At 49.3% G+C, this 19,041-nt stretch carries 16 protein-coding genes; 10 read left to right on the top strand and 6 right to left on the bottom strand.

Features of this window, described 5'->3' with window-relative positions; translation table 11 throughout:
- Positions 1-97 precede the first annotated feature (97 nt).
- The 3 genes from EH243_RS00150 to EH243_RS00160 are packed head-to-tail and all read left to right on the top strand — an operon-like array spanning position 98 to position 4,746.
- Entirely contained in the window at positions 98-1,321 is a 1,224-nt protein-coding gene (locus tag EH243_RS00150) for an efflux RND transporter periplasmic adaptor subunit (protein WP_126156612.1), read from the top strand.
- A 6-nt stretch (positions 1,322-1,327) separates the two neighbouring features.
- A complete protein-coding gene (locus EH243_RS00155) occupies positions 1,328-3,340 on the top strand; it encodes a MacB family efflux pump subunit (protein WP_126156613.1) in 2,013 nt (670 codons plus the stop codon).
- Between the two features lie 17 nt (positions 3,341-3,357).
- A complete protein-coding gene (locus tag EH243_RS00160; protein ID WP_126156614.1) occupies positions 3,358-4,746 on the top strand; it encodes an efflux transporter outer membrane subunit in 1,389 nt (462 codons plus the stop codon).
- Positions 4,747-4,759: 13 nt separating this feature from the next.
- On the opposite strand, the gene EH243_RS00165 is transcribed toward EH243_RS00160, so the two are convergent.
- The 6 genes from EH243_RS00165 to EH243_RS00190 form a co-directional block, all read right to left on the bottom strand.
- Entirely contained in the window at positions 4,760-4,987 is a 228-nt protein-coding gene (locus tag EH243_RS00165; RefSeq protein ID WP_126156615.1) for a hypothetical protein, read from the bottom strand.
- Positions 4,988-5,464: 477 nt separating this feature from the next.
- Positions 5,465-5,815 (bottom strand): cupin domain-containing protein, encoded by a 351-nt coding sequence (locus EH243_RS00170; protein ID WP_126156616.1) that lies wholly within the window; start codon positions 5,813-5,815, stop codon positions 5,465-5,467.
- A 90-nt stretch (positions 5,816-5,905) separates the two neighbouring features.
- Entirely contained in the window at positions 5,906-7,273 is a 1,368-nt protein-coding gene (locus tag EH243_RS00175) for a flavin-containing monooxygenase (protein WP_126156617.1), read from the bottom strand.
- Between the two features lie 102 nt (positions 7,274-7,375).
- A complete protein-coding gene (locus EH243_RS00180; RefSeq protein WP_126156618.1) occupies positions 7,376-8,167 on the bottom strand; it encodes a PAS domain-containing protein in 792 nt (263 codons plus the stop codon).
- Complete coding sequence (locus EH243_RS00185) at positions 8,167-8,847, bottom strand: response regulator (protein WP_206441456.1); 681 nt, start codon at positions 8,845-8,847, stop codon at positions 8,167-8,169. Before EH243_RS00185 ends, EH243_RS00180 begins: the two co-directional genes overlap by 1 nt.
- A gap of 70 nt (positions 8,848-8,917) precedes the next feature.
- Entirely contained in the window at positions 8,918-10,078 is a 1,161-nt protein-coding gene (locus EH243_RS00190) for a sensor histidine kinase (protein WP_126156619.1), read from the bottom strand.
- 309 nt (positions 10,079-10,387) lie between these two features.
- Between EH243_RS00190 and EH243_RS00195 the strand changes: the two genes are divergently transcribed.
- The 7 genes from EH243_RS00195 (at position 10,388) to EH243_RS00220 (ending at position 18,998) form a co-directional block, all read left to right on the top strand.
- Positions 10,388-12,691, top strand: a complete 2,304-nt coding sequence (locus tag EH243_RS00195) for a DUF1989 domain-containing protein (protein WP_126156620.1) — start codon at positions 10,388-10,390, stop codon at positions 12,689-12,691.
- Between the two features lie 486 nt (positions 12,692-13,177).
- Positions 13,178-14,530, top strand: a complete 1,353-nt coding sequence (locus EH243_RS00200) for an ammonium transporter (protein ID WP_126156621.1) — start codon at positions 13,178-13,180, stop codon at positions 14,528-14,530.
- An 11-nt stretch (positions 14,531-14,541) separates the two neighbouring features.
- A complete protein-coding gene (locus EH243_RS18485; RefSeq protein WP_164549005.1) occupies positions 14,542-14,709 on the top strand; it encodes a hypothetical protein in 168 nt (55 codons plus the stop codon).
- Between the two features lie 130 nt (positions 14,710-14,839).
- Positions 14,840-16,222 carry an ethanolamine ammonia-lyase subunit EutB gene (locus EH243_RS00205; protein WP_126156622.1) on the top strand — a complete coding sequence of 461 codons (1,383 nt, stop codon included), beginning with the start codon at positions 14,840-14,842 and terminating at the stop codon, positions 16,220-16,222.
- Positions 16,223-16,304: 82 nt separating this feature from the next.
- Positions 16,305-17,132, top strand: coding sequence for an ethanolamine ammonia-lyase subunit EutC (gene eutC, locus EH243_RS00210; RefSeq protein ID WP_126156623.1), 828 nt, complete (start codon positions 16,305-16,307; stop codon positions 17,130-17,132).
- A 264-nt stretch (positions 17,133-17,396) separates the two neighbouring features.
- Positions 17,397-17,735 carry a P-II family nitrogen regulator gene (locus EH243_RS00215; protein WP_126156624.1) on the top strand — a complete coding sequence of 113 codons (339 nt, stop codon included), beginning with the start codon at positions 17,397-17,399 and terminating at the stop codon, positions 17,733-17,735.
- A 9-nt stretch (positions 17,736-17,744) separates the two neighbouring features.
- Positions 17,745-18,998, top strand: coding sequence for an ammonium transporter (locus tag EH243_RS00220; RefSeq protein ID WP_126156625.1), 1,254 nt, complete (start codon positions 17,745-17,747; stop codon positions 18,996-18,998).
- Positions 18,999-19,041 lie beyond the last annotated feature (43 nt).

The following is a 19,041-nucleotide window of genomic DNA, read 5'->3' on the forward strand; positions in this document are numbered from 1 at the left end:
TCCCGCTTAGTATCGTAGCGCTTAGCAACAGTGCCTATGGGATACTCTTTTTGGTGCCCGTTGCCGATAAACCGTCGTAAGACTTTAAGAGATTGACATGAAAAAGAAGATGAAAAAAACATTGATCGTGCTCCTTCTGATCGTGGCTGTTGCCATCGGGGTGGGTTATAAATACACCTTGGATCAGCAGGTTAAGCCTGCCGTCATTACCGATACTGTCAGGCGAGACAGTATTGAAAACGTGGTATTGACGAACGGCGTTTTGTATCCCTCGAAACTGGTCAGTGTGGGCGCGCAGGTGTCGGGTTTAATCGAAAAAATCGATGTTCAGGTGGGCGATGTTTTAAAAAAGGGTGAGCTGATTGCACAGATCGATAATCTAACCCAGCAAAACGCTCTGAAAGAAGCGCAAGCATCGCTCCAGAGTATTAATGCTCAATACAAAGCTAAGCAGGCGCAGATAAAAGCGGCACAAGCCGAATTTAAACGTAAGCAAAATTTGTTGGCAGATGGAGCCACTTCGCAAGCGGAATATGATGCGGCGGAATCTGCTCTGGCTGTCTATCGGGCAGAGTTGGATCAACTGAGTGCCGAGAAACAGAAGTCGATTATCAGTGTGGATAACGCCGAGCTCGATTTAGGTTACACCACCATTACATCACCCATTGATGGCACGGTGGTTTATGTCTCGGTTGAAGAGGGGCAGACGGTGAATAACAGTCAGTCTACGCCCAGTATTATCGAGCTGGCGCAACTGGATGTGATGACTATCAAGGCACAGGTGTCGGAAGCTGACATTATCAATGTGACTGCCGGACAGGAGGTTTATTTCACCATCTTTGGGGCGGCGGATAAAAAATATCCTGGTGTTTTACGCGCGATAGAACCCGGCCCTACCTTACTCACGGGTGATGATAGCGATTTGACGATTGGCGATGATGAGGCGATTTATTACAACGCCCTGTTTGATGTGGAAAATCCCGACAAGCTGTTGCGTTTCGGTATGACCGCGCAGGTCTCGATTATTTTAGAACGGGCAGAGGACGCATTACTGGTGCCCTCGCAGGTGTTAGTTTCAAAGCGGGGCTCCAAGACCGACTATCGTGTGTTGGTCAAAAACAAAGATGAGGTGGAATACCGCGATGTGACGGTAGGCATCAATAATAAAATCTATGCACAAATATTATCGGGCCTTGACGAAACAGACGAGATTGTTATTAGTCAGTCATCTGGCGAGAGCAGTTCAAGGCCAAGCCGAGCCAGTGGTGGCCTTACCAGTGGGTTGATGGGGCAAACCCGTACCGGCTCAGGCAGAAGGTAATCAGCCATGACTGAAGCACTGTTAAATGTGGTGGGGGTGAGTCGCAGCTTTGCGGCTGGAGAAGACGAACTGACGGTTTTGAAGGAGATTAACTTACAGATTAATCGCGGCGAGATGGTGGCGATTATCGGGGCTTCAGGCTCGGGAAAATCGACCTTGATGAATATCCTTGGGTGTTTAGATAAACCTAATAAAGGCCATTACTTGATCAATGGTCAGGATACCTCGGCGATGGATGAAAATGAGCTGGCGGCACTGCGACGTGAATACTTTGGCTTTATTTTTCAGCGTTATCATCTGTTGGGTGATTTAACCGCGCTGGGAAACGTCGAAGTACCGGCACTTTATGCGAATGAGGGCCCGCGTGCGCGACAGGAAAAAGCGACCAAGTTGCTGACTCGATTGGGGTTGAGTGATCGCTTAGAGCATAAGCCAAATCAGTTGAGTGGTGGCCAGCAGCAACGTGTGAGTGTGGCTCGAGCGCTGATTAATGGCGGGGATGTGATTCTTGCAGATGAGCCGACCGGAGCGTTAGATAGCAGCAGCGGTGAAGAGATGATGAAGCTGCTGCGCGAGCTACACCGCGATGGTCACACCATTATTCTGGTGACACATGATGCGCATATTGCCGAGTTTGCCGATCGCGTGATTGAAATCAAAGATGGCGAGATCATTGGCGATACACTCAATAACAAAGCTAATGTGCATCAATCTAACGAGAGTACGGCAGAGGGTGCCGCAGAGTCGGTAGCGGTGCTTGAAGATAACCATACACAAGCTCCTCAGCAAACGCTTAAGTCTCGCAGATTGGCAAGCAAAATTTACTGGTCGCGTTATCTTGAAGCGTTAAAAATGGCGCTAATTGGAATGTCTAATAACCGCCTGCGAACGTTTCTGACCATGCTCGGTATTATTATTGGTATTGCATCGGTGGTGTCGGTGGTGGCACTGGGGGCTGGGTCGCAGCAATCGATTATGAATAATATTGCCTCCATGGGCACCAATACCATTGAGATAAAACCCGGCACCGGTCTCGGTGATCGGCGTTCTGCTCGGGTTCGCTCATTAACCGCGGCGGATGCCGATGCGCTAAAAAGTTTGTCTTTTGTCGATAGCGTCACGCCAACGGTAAAAGCGAATGTGGCGATTCGTTACTCCAGTGAAACGGTTACCGGCTCGGTAGAGGGGGTCGGCACTGATTATTTCCGAGTGCGCGGCTATAGTTTGGCGCAGGGGCAGTTTTTTGCCGCAGACAGTGTGGTCGCGATGGAGCAGGTGGCAGTGATTGACGAGAACACCTCGCAAGCACTGTTTTCTGAAGAGAGTGCGTTGGGTCAGGTGATTTTTTTGGGTAGCCTGCCAGTACGGGTGATTGGTGTGACCCAGCCCATTGAAAGTGCCTCAGGTAACAGTGATGAACTGAATGTTTGGTTGCCGTATACCACTGTATCGGGGCGTATTTTTCGGCAAAACTATGTCGATGATATCACCGTGAGAGTGGATGAGAATGTCGAGAGTGAGGTAGCAGAGCAGGGCATTATTAGTTTACTGACGATGCGTCATGGGGTGGTGGATTTTTTCACAATAAATACCGACACCATCCGCAAAAGTATTGAGAAAACATCGGAAACCATGACCATGCTTATATCCGCTATCGCGTTTATTTCACTGCTGGTCGGCGGCATTGGCGTGATGAATATTATGCTGGTCTCCGTCACCGAACGAACTCGTGAGATCGGTATACGTATCGCTGTCGGTGCTAGGCAAACCGATATCATGCTGCAGTTTTTGATTGAGGCGGTGTTGGTGTGTTTTTGTGGGGGAGCGTTAGGCATCGGGTTGGCTTATTTGGTTGGCGTTATCTTTAGCTACAGCGGTAGTGATTTTCAGATGATCTACTCGGCCACCTCTATCGTTGCGGCGTTTGCCTGTTCGACATTAATTGGCGTTATGTTTGGTTATCTGCCTGCTCGCAATGCCGCACGACTTAACCCGATTGAGGCACTTTCCCGAGATTAGGGTAAAGGATATTAAAAATGAAAACTGTGAAAAAAAACGCTTTCGTCATACTGTCATGCGTGTTTGCCTTGTCTGGGTGTAGTTCAATGCGAAGTGATTATCAATCGCCAGTATTAGAGGTTCCACAAAGCTGGTCTCAAACTCAGGTGAGCGCAGCAGTGGTGCGACCTGATGCTTGGTGGACGTTATTTGACGATCCACAGTTAAACCGTTTGGTTGATCAGGTATTGGTGTCAAACAATGATTTGGCAACGGCGACACTGACATTAAAAAAAGCACGGCTGGCGGCGGGTGTCAGTGAAAATAACAAAGTGCCGAGCATCAATGCGGCACAATCCTCAGCACGTGAATATGATCTTGATTCTGGCACATCAGCGAGTAGCTTTGGTCTGGGCTTGTCTCTAGCCTATGAGCTGGATCTTTGGGGACGGGTCGATGCGGTAGCCGATGCCGCCGAGTGGACCGCCAATGCGCGTTATGAAGATCGCGAGAATACGGCCCATAACCTCGTGGTGACAACCGCAATGCTGTATTGGAAAGTCGCTTACCTGAGACAGGTCATTGCGTTGAGTGAGCAGAACATTACCGATACCGAGCGGGTTGTTAGGCTGACACAAAGCAAGTATGACGTGGGTGCCGAGAGTCGTTTGGCAGTGCTGGAATCAACGCAGTCGCTGTACAATCAGCGGGTGGAATTAAGCCAATTACAACAAACCCTATCAGAGACGCAAAATGCGATTGGCACCTTGCTTAATCAGCCTTTGCAAGCGAGCGGTATCAGCGTCGATCGGTTACCGACTCAAGCTATCCCTGACATCGAGGCGGGGGTTCCGGCGGATCTACTGTTACGCAGGCCCGATGTAAAAGCCAGTTTGTATGCGCTGAAATCCTCGCTAGCGTCCCAAGATGCTGTAGACGCCAGCTATATGCCGACTTTTACCTTAACCGGGGCGTTAAACACCTCTTCTAGCAGTCTATTGAATGTCTTACACAATCCGGTTGCTACACTAGGCAACGGCATTGTCTTGCCTTTTTTAGAGTGGCAAAAGATGACGTTAAACAAAGATATTGCTGAAGTCGATTATCAATTGGCCGTAGTGGATTATCGAGATACACTTTATCAAGCGTTCGAAGAGGTGGCTAACCTGTTGATGGCGAAGCAAAATTTCGATCATCAGGGCAATATCTATCGAGCGCAGTATGAGAATGCGCAAGCGATTGAAGCGATCTACGGGAGCCGCTATCAACAGGGTGAAACGGATATTATCGACTGGCTCGGTGTTATGGAGTCGAGACGTAGCATCGAAACATCGTTGTTGGAAAATCGCTATAACCAATTCGTCATTCAAGCAAAACTTTATCAATCGTTAGGTGGTGGCGATATAGCCCCAGAGGTTGAGGGGTAGGGGTGTTGTCTAATTAAGGTCTTTGTTTAAATACTCGATGCCGGCACTGATTGCAGATGTCGCTGTTAAGGCGCGGTGTCAGGGCGGCGAGGGCATCATCTAGGGTGGCGTCAAAGTTTTCTTCTCCGAGCTTGTCCAGAAAGTTCAAGGCGGCGAGTTGATCTTTGACGCTGTTCTTCAGGGCGCAAAAGCTGAGGCTAAAGCCTTTTTCTTGCAACTGCGGCGCCTCTTTCATCAGCATTTCGGCCCCAGCAAACTGTGTAGGGTGATTGATGCGATGAGTTCGCTATATCAGACTCATGACGAGGGGATACCTTGATGGTGCGATTCGCGAGCTCATCGGCACCCTACGGCAGTGTTACACTCGGTGGGTTTAGAGTCATGAGAGGCATTTTTTAGGCTGATATGCCCGATCGAAACAACCCCCTTAGGTCATCGCAAACAAAAGGCGACTCGATAGCGAAGGTGCTGATGGGGTACCACAGGGTCAAAGCCCTTTATCTCTTGGTGTTAATGCCCACGTTGGGCTTTCTGTGATAGATATTGCCACTGAAAATTTTGGCGATGGGGCTGGACAGATATGTATCTCACCTCTACTGCATGGTTGGGTTATCCAGTGCGATAGAGGTTTTTTTGAGAAAGGGGCGCTTGATTAATTACACGACAAGGCAATAGCTTGTAGGTAACGCCTTTTGGGAATGAGAGCTCGGCGATAGGGCTATTTTAATTTAATCGCGAAGTGCTTGAAGACCGGTTTAAGGATCTCCCAGGTGCCGGTAAAACCCGCTTCTACCATAAAAGCATCACCGGGTTTTAGAGTAACAGGCGCTTCGCCATCTTGAGTCACGATGACTTCACCTTCAATCAGGTGGATGAATTCCCAGCTGGCATAGGTGGCCCGATAGGTACCGGTAGTGGCCGCCCAACAGCCGGTAATCATACTGCCATCCGGGCTGGTATATTCAATCCAGGTGGTCATGGATGGATCACCGGTCACTTTTTCCCAACCGTCTAAATCCTCGGTGATGGGCGCGACGGTTTTATCGATTATTTTACTGACCATATTCATGGGGTATTCCTTAGTCTGTTCGTCTAGAAACGGGAGAAAATCAGGCGTGAGAAAATCAGGGCCGGTCGATGACCGGCCTGCCCGTTATTGTTAAATAGCTTGTTTCATCTCGGGTTTGATCGAGAGGTAGGTTTCCAGCGAGTCATCGAGTGCGTCGATCCAAGGGGTATGGTGCTTAGGAGACATCGTGCCGGTCATCAGTGAACGGTAGGCGTGATCCCTAAAGGTCATGATGTTTTCTTTCTTATGGTGTTTCCACTCAAGGAAGGTTTGTCGAACCCCTTCAATATCGAAGGTTGGGTAGTCGGTGGCTTCAATCAACTCAAGGATGTAGTCGCCCTGGAAGGTAAACATCTCTTCAGCGGTGGTCAGCGTAAGTTCTCTCGCTTGCCACTCTTTGCTGTTGGCGGTCATCTCTTCTTTTGTCGCCGGTAGTTCTATACGGCCGAGAATAACATCCCGCGCATACCATGCTTGGGCATCAAACATGTTGAAGGTGTACCACTGATCCTGCATGCCCAGATAGAACATCTGTGGATTATCTTCCCATACAACGCCTTTATAAAGGTCCATGGTCCAGAGGCGGTTATCGGTTTTCAGTCGTAGAGACTCATCGATGAAGGGGAAGTGATGGAGATAGCCGGTGCAGAGTATGATCGCATCGATTTTACGGCTGGTGCCGTCGGCAAAATAAGCGGTATCGGTATCAACGCGCTGCAGTAAGGGTTTTTCTTCCCAGTTATCTGGCCATTTGAAACCCATCGGCGCGGAACGATAACAGCTGGTCAGACTGCGGGCACCGTATTTATAACACTGCGAACCTACGTCTTCTGCAGAATAACTGCTGCCGACCAATAGAATATCTTTATCTTTAAATTCCAGCGCATCACGGAAGTCATGGGCATGCATGATGCGGCCGCCGAAGTGGCTAAAGCCTTCGAATTCGGGCACGCGAGGCGTGGAAAAGTGGCCAGAGGCGCAAATAACATAGTCAAAGGTTTCTGAATACACGGTATCGCTGTCGTGATCGTGCACGGTCACCGTGAAGAGCTTGGTGCTGTCATCAAAGGTAATGGTACGTACTGGGGTATTAAAGCGAATATAGTCACGCACGCCTGCTTTTTCGACTCGGCCTTTAATATAGTCCCATAGTACTTCGCGGGGTGGGTAAGAGGGGATTGCTTTACCAAAGTGTTCTTCAAAACTGTAATCGGCAAACTCTAAACACTCTTTCGGTCCATTGGACCAGAGGTAGCGGTACATACTGCCATGAACGGGTTCTCCGTGCTCGTCTAAGCCTGTACGCCAGCTGTAATTCCATAAGCCGCCCCAGTCACTTTGTTTTTCGAAACAGACTATCTCAGGGATCTCAGCGCCTTTCTCTTCAGCTGATTGGAACGCTCTGAGTTGAGCCAGACCGCTTGGACCCGCACCAATTATCGCAACTCGCTTCGTCATTTGTGATCTCCTAATGATTAATATTCACTTGCCATCAGGTTATGCAGTAAATGGCGGGGGATAAATTCCTCAGAGTGGATAAGTCAAAAGGGGTAAGAGGGGTTACTCCGTCGGGCTGATATTTAAAATAACGCCTTCAATACCTAGCACCGCGCCGGTAGAGGAGTAGATGCCTTGGCCTTTTTCATAAACTTGACGGTATTGGCCATCGGCATGGAGTAACTGATAGTAGAGTTCAAAACTCTGTTGCTGCTGTAGGGCCCGCTGTACCGTTTCCCACACTCGGCTGGCATCGTTGGGATGGATCAGCGCACCAATGGATAACTGTGTTTGGTTGAGTAGTTGATCTCGGCTATAACCGGTTAGCCCTAAGCAGCCTTCGCTGACATATTCCATGGTCCAACGGGTATCGTTTCGACCGCGATACAGCATGCCGGATAATCGGTTGACCAGCCCGGATAAGCTACGGTGGGTGGCTTTTCTAATCTCATCACTGCGTACCTGCGGGGTAATATCACAAAGGGTCGCGGTTAAAGGGGAAGGTTGATCGGCGTGTAGCGGTTGTAAGCGAATTTCACACCAACGGATTTCGCTATCTTTACGGATTAAGCGAAACCAGAGGCACTGACTCAAGCGTTCTCGATTGACCTGTTGGGTAAAGGCGACCCAGTTGTGTCGATCTTCTGGGTGAATATAGTCACTAAAGCAGGTTTCGATCGCCTCTTTTTGATGGTATCCGGTGAGGGTTTTCCAGCAGGCGTTCACATAACTGATCTCTAGTTGTGAATTAAACACCAACACTGCATCACTTAGGCTATCGAGTACCTCTGTCAGAACAGGTAACGCTTTTGAGCACTCTTTTTTCGGGCGGCGAAATAGTTTGAGTACCGCCATTATCCACGCTCGGTTTCAGATAGGGGTTGATTGGCGTGGGCCCAGGCGGCCAGTTCGAGCCTAGAACTGACGTTTAACTTGCGTAGCAGGTTTTTCACATAGACTTTAACCGTGCCGTCACTAATGCCTAGCTCACGGGCGATCAGTTTGTTGCTCATACCTTGGGTGATGAGTGCTAAGGTTTGTAGTTCTCGGTCAGTGAGCTCGGCATACTGCGCTGAGGCAGATTCGGGTGATGGCTGTTCACCCTTTCTCAGGTGGTGAGCCAACATGGTGACCCCGGTATTATCCATAGCGATATTACCGAGCATGGCATCCTTTAAGCCGTTGATAATCTGTTCAGGGGAGGAGTCTTTTAACAGGTAACCATTGGCGCCCGCTGAAATCGCGGCAAACAGCTCACTGCTGTCATCCGATGCGGTGAGGAAGATGATCTTTTGCTCGACACCTTGCTGTTTGAGTTGTTGTAACAGTTGCAGCCCTGATAGTTCAGGCATATGCATATCTAAGAGCAGTAGTTCAGGCTTGAGTTCTGGAAGGGCGTCGAGCAGTTGCTGACCACCATCAAAATCGGCCACCACATTGAATTCACCGCTGTCATTGAGCAGTTCGACAACGCCTCGTCGAAATAATGGATGATCATCAACGATGACCACATCTGTAATCTTATTGGTATTCATAATCGCTTCATTTATAAATATTGTGTTTATCGGCGACACTAAGTAACCATCGATCATTAGACGGTATCTTTTATTTGGCAGCCGGAATAATCAGATCTATCCGTGTTCCTCCCTGTACCCGAGGCAGTATGAATAGGTTGGCATGTATACGCTCAGCCCTTTCCTGCATGATTTTCATACCAAAGCTATCTTGGCGAGCTTGATCGGCACAGATCCCTTTACCGTTATCTTCGATACGAATTCTTACTGAACCATCATTTTGCCGCAGCAGTTGCACCCGTGCGTGGCTGGCATGTGCATGGCGAACAATATTGTTGAGCGCTTCACGGATAATAAAAATGGCTTGGGAATCATCTTCGGTGAACAGCTGCGTGCCTACTCGGTTGTCTAGCTCAAACACCATGGCGCAACGTTGTTCAAACTCGCCGATCGCCTGACTAATCGCCTCGACGAGATGGCCCTGCTCAATAGAGAGTCGAGAACAAGCAATTAGCTCACGGGTTTGTCGATAAGCACACTGAGCTTGATGGGATAGGTCTTCGCTAATCTTCGCCAGTTCAGGTTCCGAGGTGTTTTTACACTGCTGGGCGAGGCGGGAGGCTTTGATCCGCATATAGCCAAGAATCTGCGCTATTGAATCATGTAGCTCGGCGGCATGGGCCGCTTTTTCTGAGCTAATGGCCTCATTGATGCGGGATTGTTGTCGGCACCAACCATTTAAACCGCTGCCGAGTGCTTCGCCAACAGGGGTTAATAATCGATTTATGGGGGTGCTATCCGGCAGGTGGTCTTTAAAGCACAGCACGACCCAGCCGGTATTCTTGGCATCATCTAACGCGAGCTGTAAGGCGTGTATGGAAAGGTCACTGCCGGGTAACTTATAACGTAATTCGTTGGCATCTTGAATGCTATGTTCGTTTAACTGATAGCGAAGCTGTGCAGCCAGTCCCATTGGCGGGGCAATGTTGGCTGGGTGCAGTAACGCCTGTCTATCGGATGTTGGCATGCCAATGAGATAGATATCCGCTTCAAGATGCAGGCTGATATAGCGTTGCAGGTGGTCGAGGCTGTGTTGCAGGCTGTGGCTAATATTGTCACTGCAAGCCAGATCAATCACCAGTTGGCTCAGGGCAGGTGCATAGGTGATCTCTTTTCGCGTGACCTGCTGTTGACGTTGTTCACGCAACAGACGGGGAAAGTTGAGCAGCCACAGGGGCATGGATACAGCCATTTGAACCTCCTTTACAGCGCGTTCGCCGGGTAGGGAAACGTCTCGTTATGTTATTAACTAAGCAGTATCTGTGCCATCGATCGATGAATACTCACAATGGCTTACCCCTTCCTGAGAATTGTGCCAAAAATCACTATGAGTAAATATTTTTAACCAGCAAGAAATAAAATGTGAGCATTAATAGGGTGCTTAATCTGCACCATATTGGCTCTAAATGAGCAAATAGCGCACTTATATAGCGCTGAAACGAATCTGTATCAGGGTGAATTGAGTGACAGGTTTTGTCGATAAGTTTAACGGGATAACACTATGACGATTCATCAACAACAGGCTCAAGCAGTGAATGAGGTACTTAGCCCACAACCACGTTTATATCGGGTTGAGGGGCAGGATGCCGTGCGGCTAGAGTTACATGCTGGCGATAAGGTCTGTATTACGTCTGCGGATTCTCAGCAGGGCTGCGAACTGCTTTTTATGGATGCACAGAGTGGCGCTGCGGTGTCACCGTTAGTCAATGATTCGCAGAGTGATGCGCTGAATACCAAAGCGCAACTCGCGCAGGATAGCGTCTCGGCGTTACGTTTGAGCGAGTTGCTACAGGTCTGGAGTGTTGGCGAACAGGCGTTAGAAAAGGTCTATTGTTACCGCGCCGATAACTTGCCAGCGTTCGAGGTCAATGAGTCCTTGATCTTGATCGTGCTCTGTTGCGGCAAAGATATGCAGGTCATTGAGCAAACTCCCGTGACGGCATTGCAGGTGGAACACTTTACCCTTGAGACTGATTTACCACCGCCACTCGCAGCGCCTCGCAGCGAATTTCGTGTTCCTCGTGGGAGTGCGACAAGTTATGAGGTTAAAGCGGGTGAGTGGATTCAGATTATTGATGTAGAGGGAAAGCAGTGTAGTGACTTTATTGCTTTTGATGCGGCTGCCTTAGCGCAAGGGAGTGAGGTTGCATTAGATGCCGTGGCCACACGAACACTGAACGGACTCACCTTGCCTCAGCCTGGCATACATTCAAAATTGGCCGATACACGTCAACAAACCATGCTTGAGGTGGTGCAGGATACGGTCGGGCGACACGACAGTTTTCTGTTTGCCTGTAACAGTAAGTTTTACGAAGATAGCGGCTATTTTGGCCACATCAACTGCACCGACAACTTCAATCGCTGCTTGAGCCGTTACGGTATTGCCGCCCGTGCGGGTTGGCCGGCGATCAATTTCTTTTTTAATACCAGCGCTGGCGATTGCGGCACGATTGCATTTGAAGAGCCTTGGTCGCGCGCCGGTGATTATGTTTTGTTGCAGGCTAACAGAGATTTGATTTGTGCATCGTCTGCTTGTCCCGATGATATTGATCCTGCCAATGGTTGGAACCCAACCGATATTCATGTCCGTATCTATCCGGCAAGTTGTGAGTTTCCACGTTCTGTGGGCTACCGAATTACACCAGAGGAACAACCCCGTATGACTAAGCCAACCGGTTTCCATGGCCGCACATCAGCCCTGACAAAGCAGTTTACTGAATACCGAGGGTACTGGGTGGCATCGACATATCAGAATTATGGTGCCCGAGCTGAATATTTAGCCTGTCGTGAACGAGTGGCCATGATTGATTTAACGCCACTGAGAAAGTTTGAAGTGGTCGGTCCCGATGCGGAAACCCTACTGCAATATGCCCTAACCCGAAATGTCTCGCGGATGTCTATCGGTGAAGTGGTCTATTCGGCGGTGTGCCACAGTACTGGAGGCATGATCGATGACGGCACCTTGTTTCGCATGGGGCAGCATGCGTTCCGTTGGATCTGTGGTGATTCATATTGCGGTATCTGGTTGCGTCAGTTAGCGACAGAAAATGGCTGGCAAGTACAGGTGCGGGAATCTACGGATCAGATTCATAACGTGGCGGTGCAGGGGCCGGACAGCCGTAACCTACTGCAGCAGATTATTTGGAACCCTGAGTATTGTACGCCGGTGTCTGAGCTGGGTTGGTTCCGCTTCATGACAGGGCGCGTGGGTGGCCCAGATGGCATACCTGTCATGGTGTCTCGTACGGGTTACACCGGTGAGCTTGGCTTTGAGGTTTGGTGTCATCCGGATCAGGGCGAGCAGCTATGGGATACGATTTGGCAGGCTGGCGAGCCATATGGTATCGCGCCGTTGGGTTTTGATGCCTTGGATACGTTACGCATCGAAGCCGGGCTTATTTTTGCTGAGCACGAGTTCTGCGCCGAAACTAACCCTTATGAAGCGGGTATTGGCTTTACCGTGCCGATGAAAACCAAGACCGATGACTTTGTCGGCCGAGAGGCCATCGCTGCACAAAATCCTCTGAGTCGGAAAAAACTGGTCGGTCTGATGATCGATAGCCAAGAAACCGTCAGCCATGGTGATTCAATCTTTAACGGTCGCTTCCCCGTAGGCGTGGTGACCAGTGCTACCTATTCGCCGAGCCTCAAAAGCCAGATTGCGCTGTGTCGTGTCGAGCCTCAATTTGCAGAACCTGGCACTGAGCTGGAAGTTGGTCAGTTGGATGGTCAACGTAAACGTATTCCGGTTCGCACCACAACATTGCCGTTTTACGATCCAGAAAGAACTCGCGTCAGAAGTTAATAGAATCCAACGCTATATCAGCGCGGTCTAGCGTTTAGAGCGCTCGATATAACGTGATATATGAGGGTGATTCACAAGGGTTGGACGCCCATCATCCGCGGATGATGGGTGTTAATCAAAAGGGGGATGCGGTTGTATTTCAATAAGACCGATGATGAGTTTTCAGCTCTTAGTGTTGGCCAGATGGGCTCTGCGGTTGATGCCGTCGAGATCAGCCCTCGGGCCTGTTAGGAGTGATGGTTCAGATTGGTTCTTTTTGGTGCGGCGCATCATTTAAGGTCAATTAAAGCTAGGAGAATATAAGGATATCAGCGGTATTTATTACTTAAGTGATTGATATTAAGAAATAAATATCATTGGTGGTATAGAAAATGCATTTCCTGAAGGGAAATAAAGTTTACTAATGATAAATAAAAACTAACCGTTTAAATCGCAGTTCTAAACGATTGAGCAATAGAAAATTTAACAGATGAGAGGTTTCCCAATATGGAGCAGACAGCCCCAACACTAGCAGAGTTACAAACTCTGATTGAGATGACGGGCACCATCAATATGGAAGTATTCTATTGGTGGTGTACCGGCTTGATGATCATTATTCATGCAGGCTTTTTGGCGTACGAAATGGGTGCTTCACGCCTGAAGAACGCGCTGGCATCCGGTGTGAAAAATATTTTGGCATTTGCGTTTATTATTCCTACCTTCTTCTTCTTCGGCTGGTGGATCTATCTGGCCATGTACAATGGTTTCACGCCAGACTACGAGGCGGGTGCAGCCGGTCTACCTTGGTCTATGAATATGGGCCCCAACTTAACCGATAATGCGAGTGGTATCTTCTGGGGTGCGTTCGTACTCTTTGCTGCAACCACTGCATCTATCTTCTCCGGTGCTGTGATTGAGCGGATTCGCATGAGTTCTTTCTTGATCCTCGCGATTATCTTGGGATCGGTTGTTTGGATTCTGGGCGCGGCTTGGGGCTGGCATCCAAGCGGTTGGTTAACCGTTGAGTGGGGCTTCCATGACTTTGGTGCGGCGGGTTGCGTACATATGGTTGCTGGTTTCTTTGCGCTGGGCGTCACGATTAACCTTGGACCACGTATCGGCCGTTTCCTCGCGGATGGTACGCCGATTGAGATTAAAGGCCATAGTATGCCGATGACCATCATCGGTCTGATGCTGATCATTGTGGGTTTCTTCGGTTTCCTCGGCGGCTGCATCATCTATGCCGGTAGCGCTCAATGGACCACTATCTTTGGTACGCCTGTTACCTTATCAGCGGTTAGCTTCAATACGCTGATGGCCTTATCTGGTGGTATTATCGGTGCTTACTTTGTTACCCGCCAGCCTTTCTGGATGATGTCTGGTGCACTGGCAGGTATCATCTCTGCGGCGCCGGGTCTGGATCTTTACTATCCACCACTGGCGTTCCTGTTAGGTATCTCCGGCGGTGTTATTGCACCACTAGCCGATAAGTTCATCACCAATAAATTTAAGGTTGATGATGCGGTTGGCGCATTCGCTGTTCATGGTATGGGTGGTCTGATCGGTTTGATTGGTCTGGGTATCTTCGCCAGCGGTTTCCCGAATGTGATCGAAGGTGCTCCTGATGTGTCCTTCACCGGTCAGCTCATGAGTGCGGGTGTTATGGCTCTGCTCGGTTTCGTACCAGGCTACGGTCTATCTTGGGTGATGGCGAAAGTTAACTTCCTTCGTGTACCACCTAAAGCGGAAGAGATGGGTCTTGATATTGTTGAAGTACCTCTGGAAGCTTATCCAGAATCAGTGCCTGCATATTCATCTGAAATGCCGGCAACTAAAGTCACTGCCACAGCAACTGCTTAAGGAGAACGACGATGAACTCAAGTCCTATTACTACTTGGGAAGGCGCAGAAGCGTACTTTACCTTTGCCGATAGCCCAACCGCTATTATGGTTATTCTCGGCTTGGCAGTACTTGCTACGGCGGGTGCGGTGTTGGCCAGTGTGCTGCATGAAAATCACACCTATATCGATTATAAGTAGTGATTAACCCTATTGTTTAACGATAGGGTGTAACCTGTTCCGGAGTAGCATTCGCTACTCCGGAATTTATGTTTCTAACGTTGTTTATTAACTGTTTATTTAAAAAGACCTTTGTGGAGTGTGCATTTTAATGACCGGTTATTCCGCGACAGCAGGCCAGCAGCGCTGGCAGTTTGAAGACTTAAAAACACTGTTGGCGAAAGCGACACCGTTACGTTCCGGTGATTGCTTAGCGGGATTAGCGGCCGGTTCGGCACGGGAGCGGGTAGCCGCACAGATAGCACTAGCGAATCTGCCCCTGAAGGTATTTTTTAATGAGCAGGTGATTTCACCGGACATCGACGAGGTCAGCCGACTGATCGTCGATAGTCATGATGTAGTTGCTTTTGCGCCGATATCCCATTTAACGGTGGGCGATTTTCGTAACTGGTTATTATCAGATAAGGCGACCAGTGATAGTTTGAAACGTTTATCGCCGGGATTAACGCCGGAGATGGTCGCAGCGGTATCTAAACTGATGCGGGTACAGGATCTGATTCTGGTCGCGTCGAAGTGTCGCAACGAAACCGCTTTTCGTAATTCTCTCGGTGGTAAGGGGGTGCTATCGACCCGTTTACAGCCGAATCATCCGATCGATGATCCAGCGGGGGTGGCGGCCAGTATTCTTGATGGCTTGATGTATGGCAGTGGTGATGCGGTGATCGGTATTAATCCGGCCACGGATAACTATGCGGCGGTGACCGACTTATTGAAAATGTTGGATGATATTATTCAACACTATGAGATCCCGACACAATCCTGTGTGTTAACCCACGTGACCAATCAAATTGAAGCGATTAATCGGGGCGTACCGATCGATTTAGTTTTTCAGTCAATTGCTGGCACTCAGGCGGCTAATGAAAGTTTTGGTATTAACCTAGCGATGCTCGGTGAAGCCAATCAGGCGGCGCGTGAACTCAATCGAGGCAGCGTCGGCAATAATGTGATGTATTTTGAAACTGGTCAGGGCAGTGCCTTATCGGCCAATGCCCATCATGGTGTGGATCAGCAAACCTGTGAGGTACGCGCCTACGCCGTGGCACGACACTTTGATCCTTTGTTAGTGAATACGGTGGTGGGCTTTATCGGTCCAGAATATCTCTATGATGGTAAGCAGATTATTCGTGCCGGCTTGGAGGACCATTTTTGTGGCAAGCTGCTGGGGCTGCCGATGGGCTGCGATATCTGCTACACCAACCATGCCGAAGCGGATCAAGATGATATGGATATGCTGCTGACGCAGATGGCGGTGGCGGGTATTAATTTTATTATGGGGATACCGGGGGGGGATGACATTATGCTCAACTATCAAACCACCTCTTTTCATGACGCCCTGTATATTCGCGAAGTGCTGGGGTTGCATCCAGCACCGGAGTTTGAACGTTGGTTGCAGCAAGTGGGTATCACTCAGCCATCAGGTAAATTATCTAACCGGATGCCGGATCAGTTTAGTGGCTTGCTTGATGGGTTATAGCGCAGTGCAGCTCGGTCCAGCAATCGATGCAAAAGGGTTAATACAGAACGGCTATCCTCGAATGTCCTGAAAGAGTGCAGCTATGAATGAGATAAAGAAAGCAGATTCGGATACGGTGATTGAAAACCGCTGGGCATCATTACGTCGTTATACCGATGCGCGTATTGCACAAGGACGTACCGGTGTCAGCTTACCAACCGAAGCCTTGTTGGCGTTTCAGATGGATCATGCCAGTGCGCGGGATGCGGTGCATATTGCGTTGCAAACCGAACCGTTGATGACCGCGCTACAAGCGGAGGGTTATCGGTCGCTGGTGCTGCAAAGTCGGGCCAACGATCGTAGTGAATATCTGCAACGGCCTGATCTCGGACGGCGTTTAAATGAGCTGGCGCTTGCTACCCTTCAGGCGTATCGACAGCAGCATCCGGAACCCGTGCAGGTCTCTTTGGTGATTGCCGACGGCCTGTCATCCATGGCGGTGCAAAGCCATGCGGCAGCCATGGCGACAGCGGTGTTAAATCGGCTTGAAACTCGTGGGTTGAGTATTGGGCCGGTCTCGATCGTCACCCAAGGGCGCGTCGCCGTGGGCGATGAGGTTGGCGAACAGTTAGGAGCGCAGTTATTGATTCTGCTAGTGGGAGAACGTCCTGGCCTGAGTTCGCCAGACAGCCTCGGTATCTATTATACCTATCAACCGGAAGTGGGCTTGACCGATGCCCGTCGTAACTGTATCTCCAACGTGCGTCCGGCGGGCATGAGTATTGCCGCGGCGAGTGACAAGCTGCTCTGGTTGATTGATGAATCGATGCGGCTTGGCTGTTCCGGCGTCGCTCTCAAGGATCAGTCGGTCTCAGCTACCGGTGTTAACAACCATAAGAACTTTCTGCTGCCCTCTGATCACTCTGCATAAGTTAATCTTTTCATTTCCCCCCAAACCAGTGTCATCTCCTCCGGTGTCACTGGTTTTTTTACGCTATTTCGCCGCGATTGCCTAAGGGTGCACGACGATATGATTCAAATCGGTGCAATGCTCTATTAGGGTGCGTGCTACTCGACGTTTAAAGCTATTTTTTATATTAACTATCTGAATTTAAACGGAAAAAATATATTGGCACGAATATTACATATTCCCAATAAGAATATTTTATTCTGTATATAAAAATTCGGAGGTCGGATGAAATTAATAGCAGCCATGATCAGGCCGCATATTCTGGAAGAGGTGAGGCAGGCGCTACAGTCTATTGGCGTAAACGGGCTGACCGTGACTGAAGTGAAAGGATATGGACGTCAACAGAGACACACCGAGCTTTATCGAGGCATGGAATCTCACATCGATTTTGCCTCGAAGGTAAAACTAGAAGTTGCGATTGATGATGCGCTGTTAGAACAGGCCATTGAGGCGGTTTCTGTGATCGCCAAAACCGGACGCTATGGCGACGGGAAGTTATTTATATCAGAGCTTGAACAGGTTTTTAGAATTCGTACCGGAGAGTCCGGTGCTTTTGCATTGTAGGAGAAACAGATGAGTAATCTACCGATTGAACTTTCATACGCACTCGATACATTTTATTTTTTAATGTGTACCGTGTTGGTGATGTGGATGGCAGCAGGCTTTGCCATGCTCGAAGCGGGGCTTGTGCGTAGCAAGAATACCGTTGAAATATTAAATAAAAATGCACTGCTATATGGCATCGCCTGTGTTGCTTATCTGGTTGTCGGTTACAACGTTATGTATCCTGCCAACCCGGTAAACTCAGTGATTCCAGGCTTAGATTTTCTACTAGGAGGTGATAATACCACTGAGTCAGTGGTCGCCGGTGGCGATGATGCGCCTTATTACTCCAACATGGCTGACTTTATCTTCCAAGCGGTATTTGCTGCGGCGACCATGTCGATTGTCTCGGGTGCGGTTGCCGAGCGGATGCGTCTCTGGCCATTTCTGATCTTTGCGGTGGTGATGGTTTCTGTTATCTATCCCGTTGAAGGTTACTGGAAGTGGGGCGGTGGTTTCCTTGATGAACTGGGTTTCCAAGACTTTGCTGGATCGGTTGTTGTTCATATGGCCGGTGCTGCCGCAGCACTCGCTGCCGTGATTTTGGTCGGTCCGCGTAAGGGTAAATATGGCCCTAACGGTCAGGTGCGTGCGATTCCTGGTGCTAACCTACCGATGGCTACCTTGGGTATGTTTATCCTGTGGATGGGTTGGTTCGGTTTCAATGGTGGTTCTGAACTGAAAATCGCCAATGTTGAAGAAGCTAACGCAGTGGCGAAGATCTTTGTTAATACTAACGCTGCGGCGGCGGCAGGTATGGTGGTTGCGGCGCTATTTGCCCGTGCACTGTTTGGTAAAACGGATTTAACCATGACGATCAATGGTGCCTTGGCGGGTCTGGTTGCTATCACGGCAGAGCCTTTAGCACCCGATGCTGGTACTGCTTCGCTTATCGGCGCAGTGGGTGGTTTAGTGGTGGTTGCCTCTGTCTTGGCGTTAGATAAATTGAAATTGGATGACCCTGTTGGTGCTATTTCTGTCCACGGCGCGGCGGGCATCTGGGGTATCTTTGCCGTACTCATCTCTAATCCGGATGCAACCTTTATGGGGCAGCTGATCGGTACGGTGGTGACGTTTGCTTGGATGTTTATCGCTTCGTTCATCGTTTTGTTGATCATTAAAGCGACGATTGGTCTACGTGCTAGTGAAGAGGAAGAGATGGAAGGTATGGATGTGTATGAGTGTGGTATGGAGGCCTATCCTGAATTTACCTCCGGTAAATAATAGCCTCGAGGTGTTATTTCAATAACGCTGAACTCTCTCGAGA

It is taken from the genome of Amphritea opalescens (assembly GCF_003957515.1).
GTDB classification, from domain to species: Bacteria; Pseudomonadota; Gammaproteobacteria; order Pseudomonadales; family Balneatricaceae; genus Amphritea; species Amphritea opalescens.

Coding starts and splice junctions, on each gene's coding strand:
- EH243_RS00150 (WP_126156612.1), top strand. CDS start 98: ATGAAAAAGAAGATGAAAAAAACATTGATCGTGCTCCTTCTGATCGTG.
- EH243_RS00155 (WP_126156613.1), top strand. CDS start 1,328: ATGACTGAAGCACTGTTAAATGTGGTGGGGGTGAGTCGCAGCTTTGCG.
- EH243_RS00160 (WP_126156614.1), top strand. CDS start 3,358: ATGAAAACTGTGAAAAAAAACGCTTTCGTCATACTGTCATGCGTGTTT.
- EH243_RS00165 (WP_126156615.1), bottom strand. CDS start 4,987: ATGCTGATGAAAGAGGCGCCGCAGTTGCAAGAAAAAGGCTTTAGCCTC.
- EH243_RS00170 (WP_126156616.1), bottom strand. CDS start 5,815: ATGAATATGGTCAGTAAAATAATCGATAAAACCGTCGCGCCCATCACC.
- EH243_RS00175 (WP_126156617.1), bottom strand. CDS start 7,273: ATGACGAAGCGAGTTGCGATAATTGGTGCGGGTCCAAGCGGTCTGGCT.
- EH243_RS00180 (WP_126156618.1), bottom strand. CDS start 8,167: ATGGCGGTACTCAAACTATTTCGCCGCCCGAAAAAAGAGTGCTCAAAA.
- EH243_RS00185 (WP_206441456.1), bottom strand. CDS start 8,847: ATGAATACCAATAAGATTACAGATGTGGTCATCGTTGATGATCATCCA.
- EH243_RS00190 (WP_126156619.1), bottom strand. CDS start 10,078: ATGGCTGTATCCATGCCCCTGTGGCTGCTCAACTTTCCCCGTCTGTTG.
- EH243_RS00195 (WP_126156620.1), top strand. CDS start 10,388: ATGACGATTCATCAACAACAGGCTCAAGCAGTGAATGAGGTACTTAGC.
- EH243_RS00200 (WP_126156621.1), top strand. CDS start 13,178: ATGGAGCAGACAGCCCCAACACTAGCAGAGTTACAAACTCTGATTGAG.
- EH243_RS18485 (WP_164549005.1), top strand. CDS start 14,542: ATGAACTCAAGTCCTATTACTACTTGGGAAGGCGCAGAAGCGTACTTT.
- EH243_RS00205 (WP_126156622.1), top strand. CDS start 14,840: ATGACCGGTTATTCCGCGACAGCAGGCCAGCAGCGCTGGCAGTTTGAA.
- eutC (WP_126156623.1), top strand. CDS start 16,305: ATGAATGAGATAAAGAAAGCAGATTCGGATACGGTGATTGAAAACCGC.
- EH243_RS00215 (WP_126156624.1), top strand. CDS start 17,397: ATGAAATTAATAGCAGCCATGATCAGGCCGCATATTCTGGAAGAGGTG.
- EH243_RS00220 (WP_126156625.1), top strand. CDS start 17,745: ATGAGTAATCTACCGATTGAACTTTCATACGCACTCGATACATTTTAT.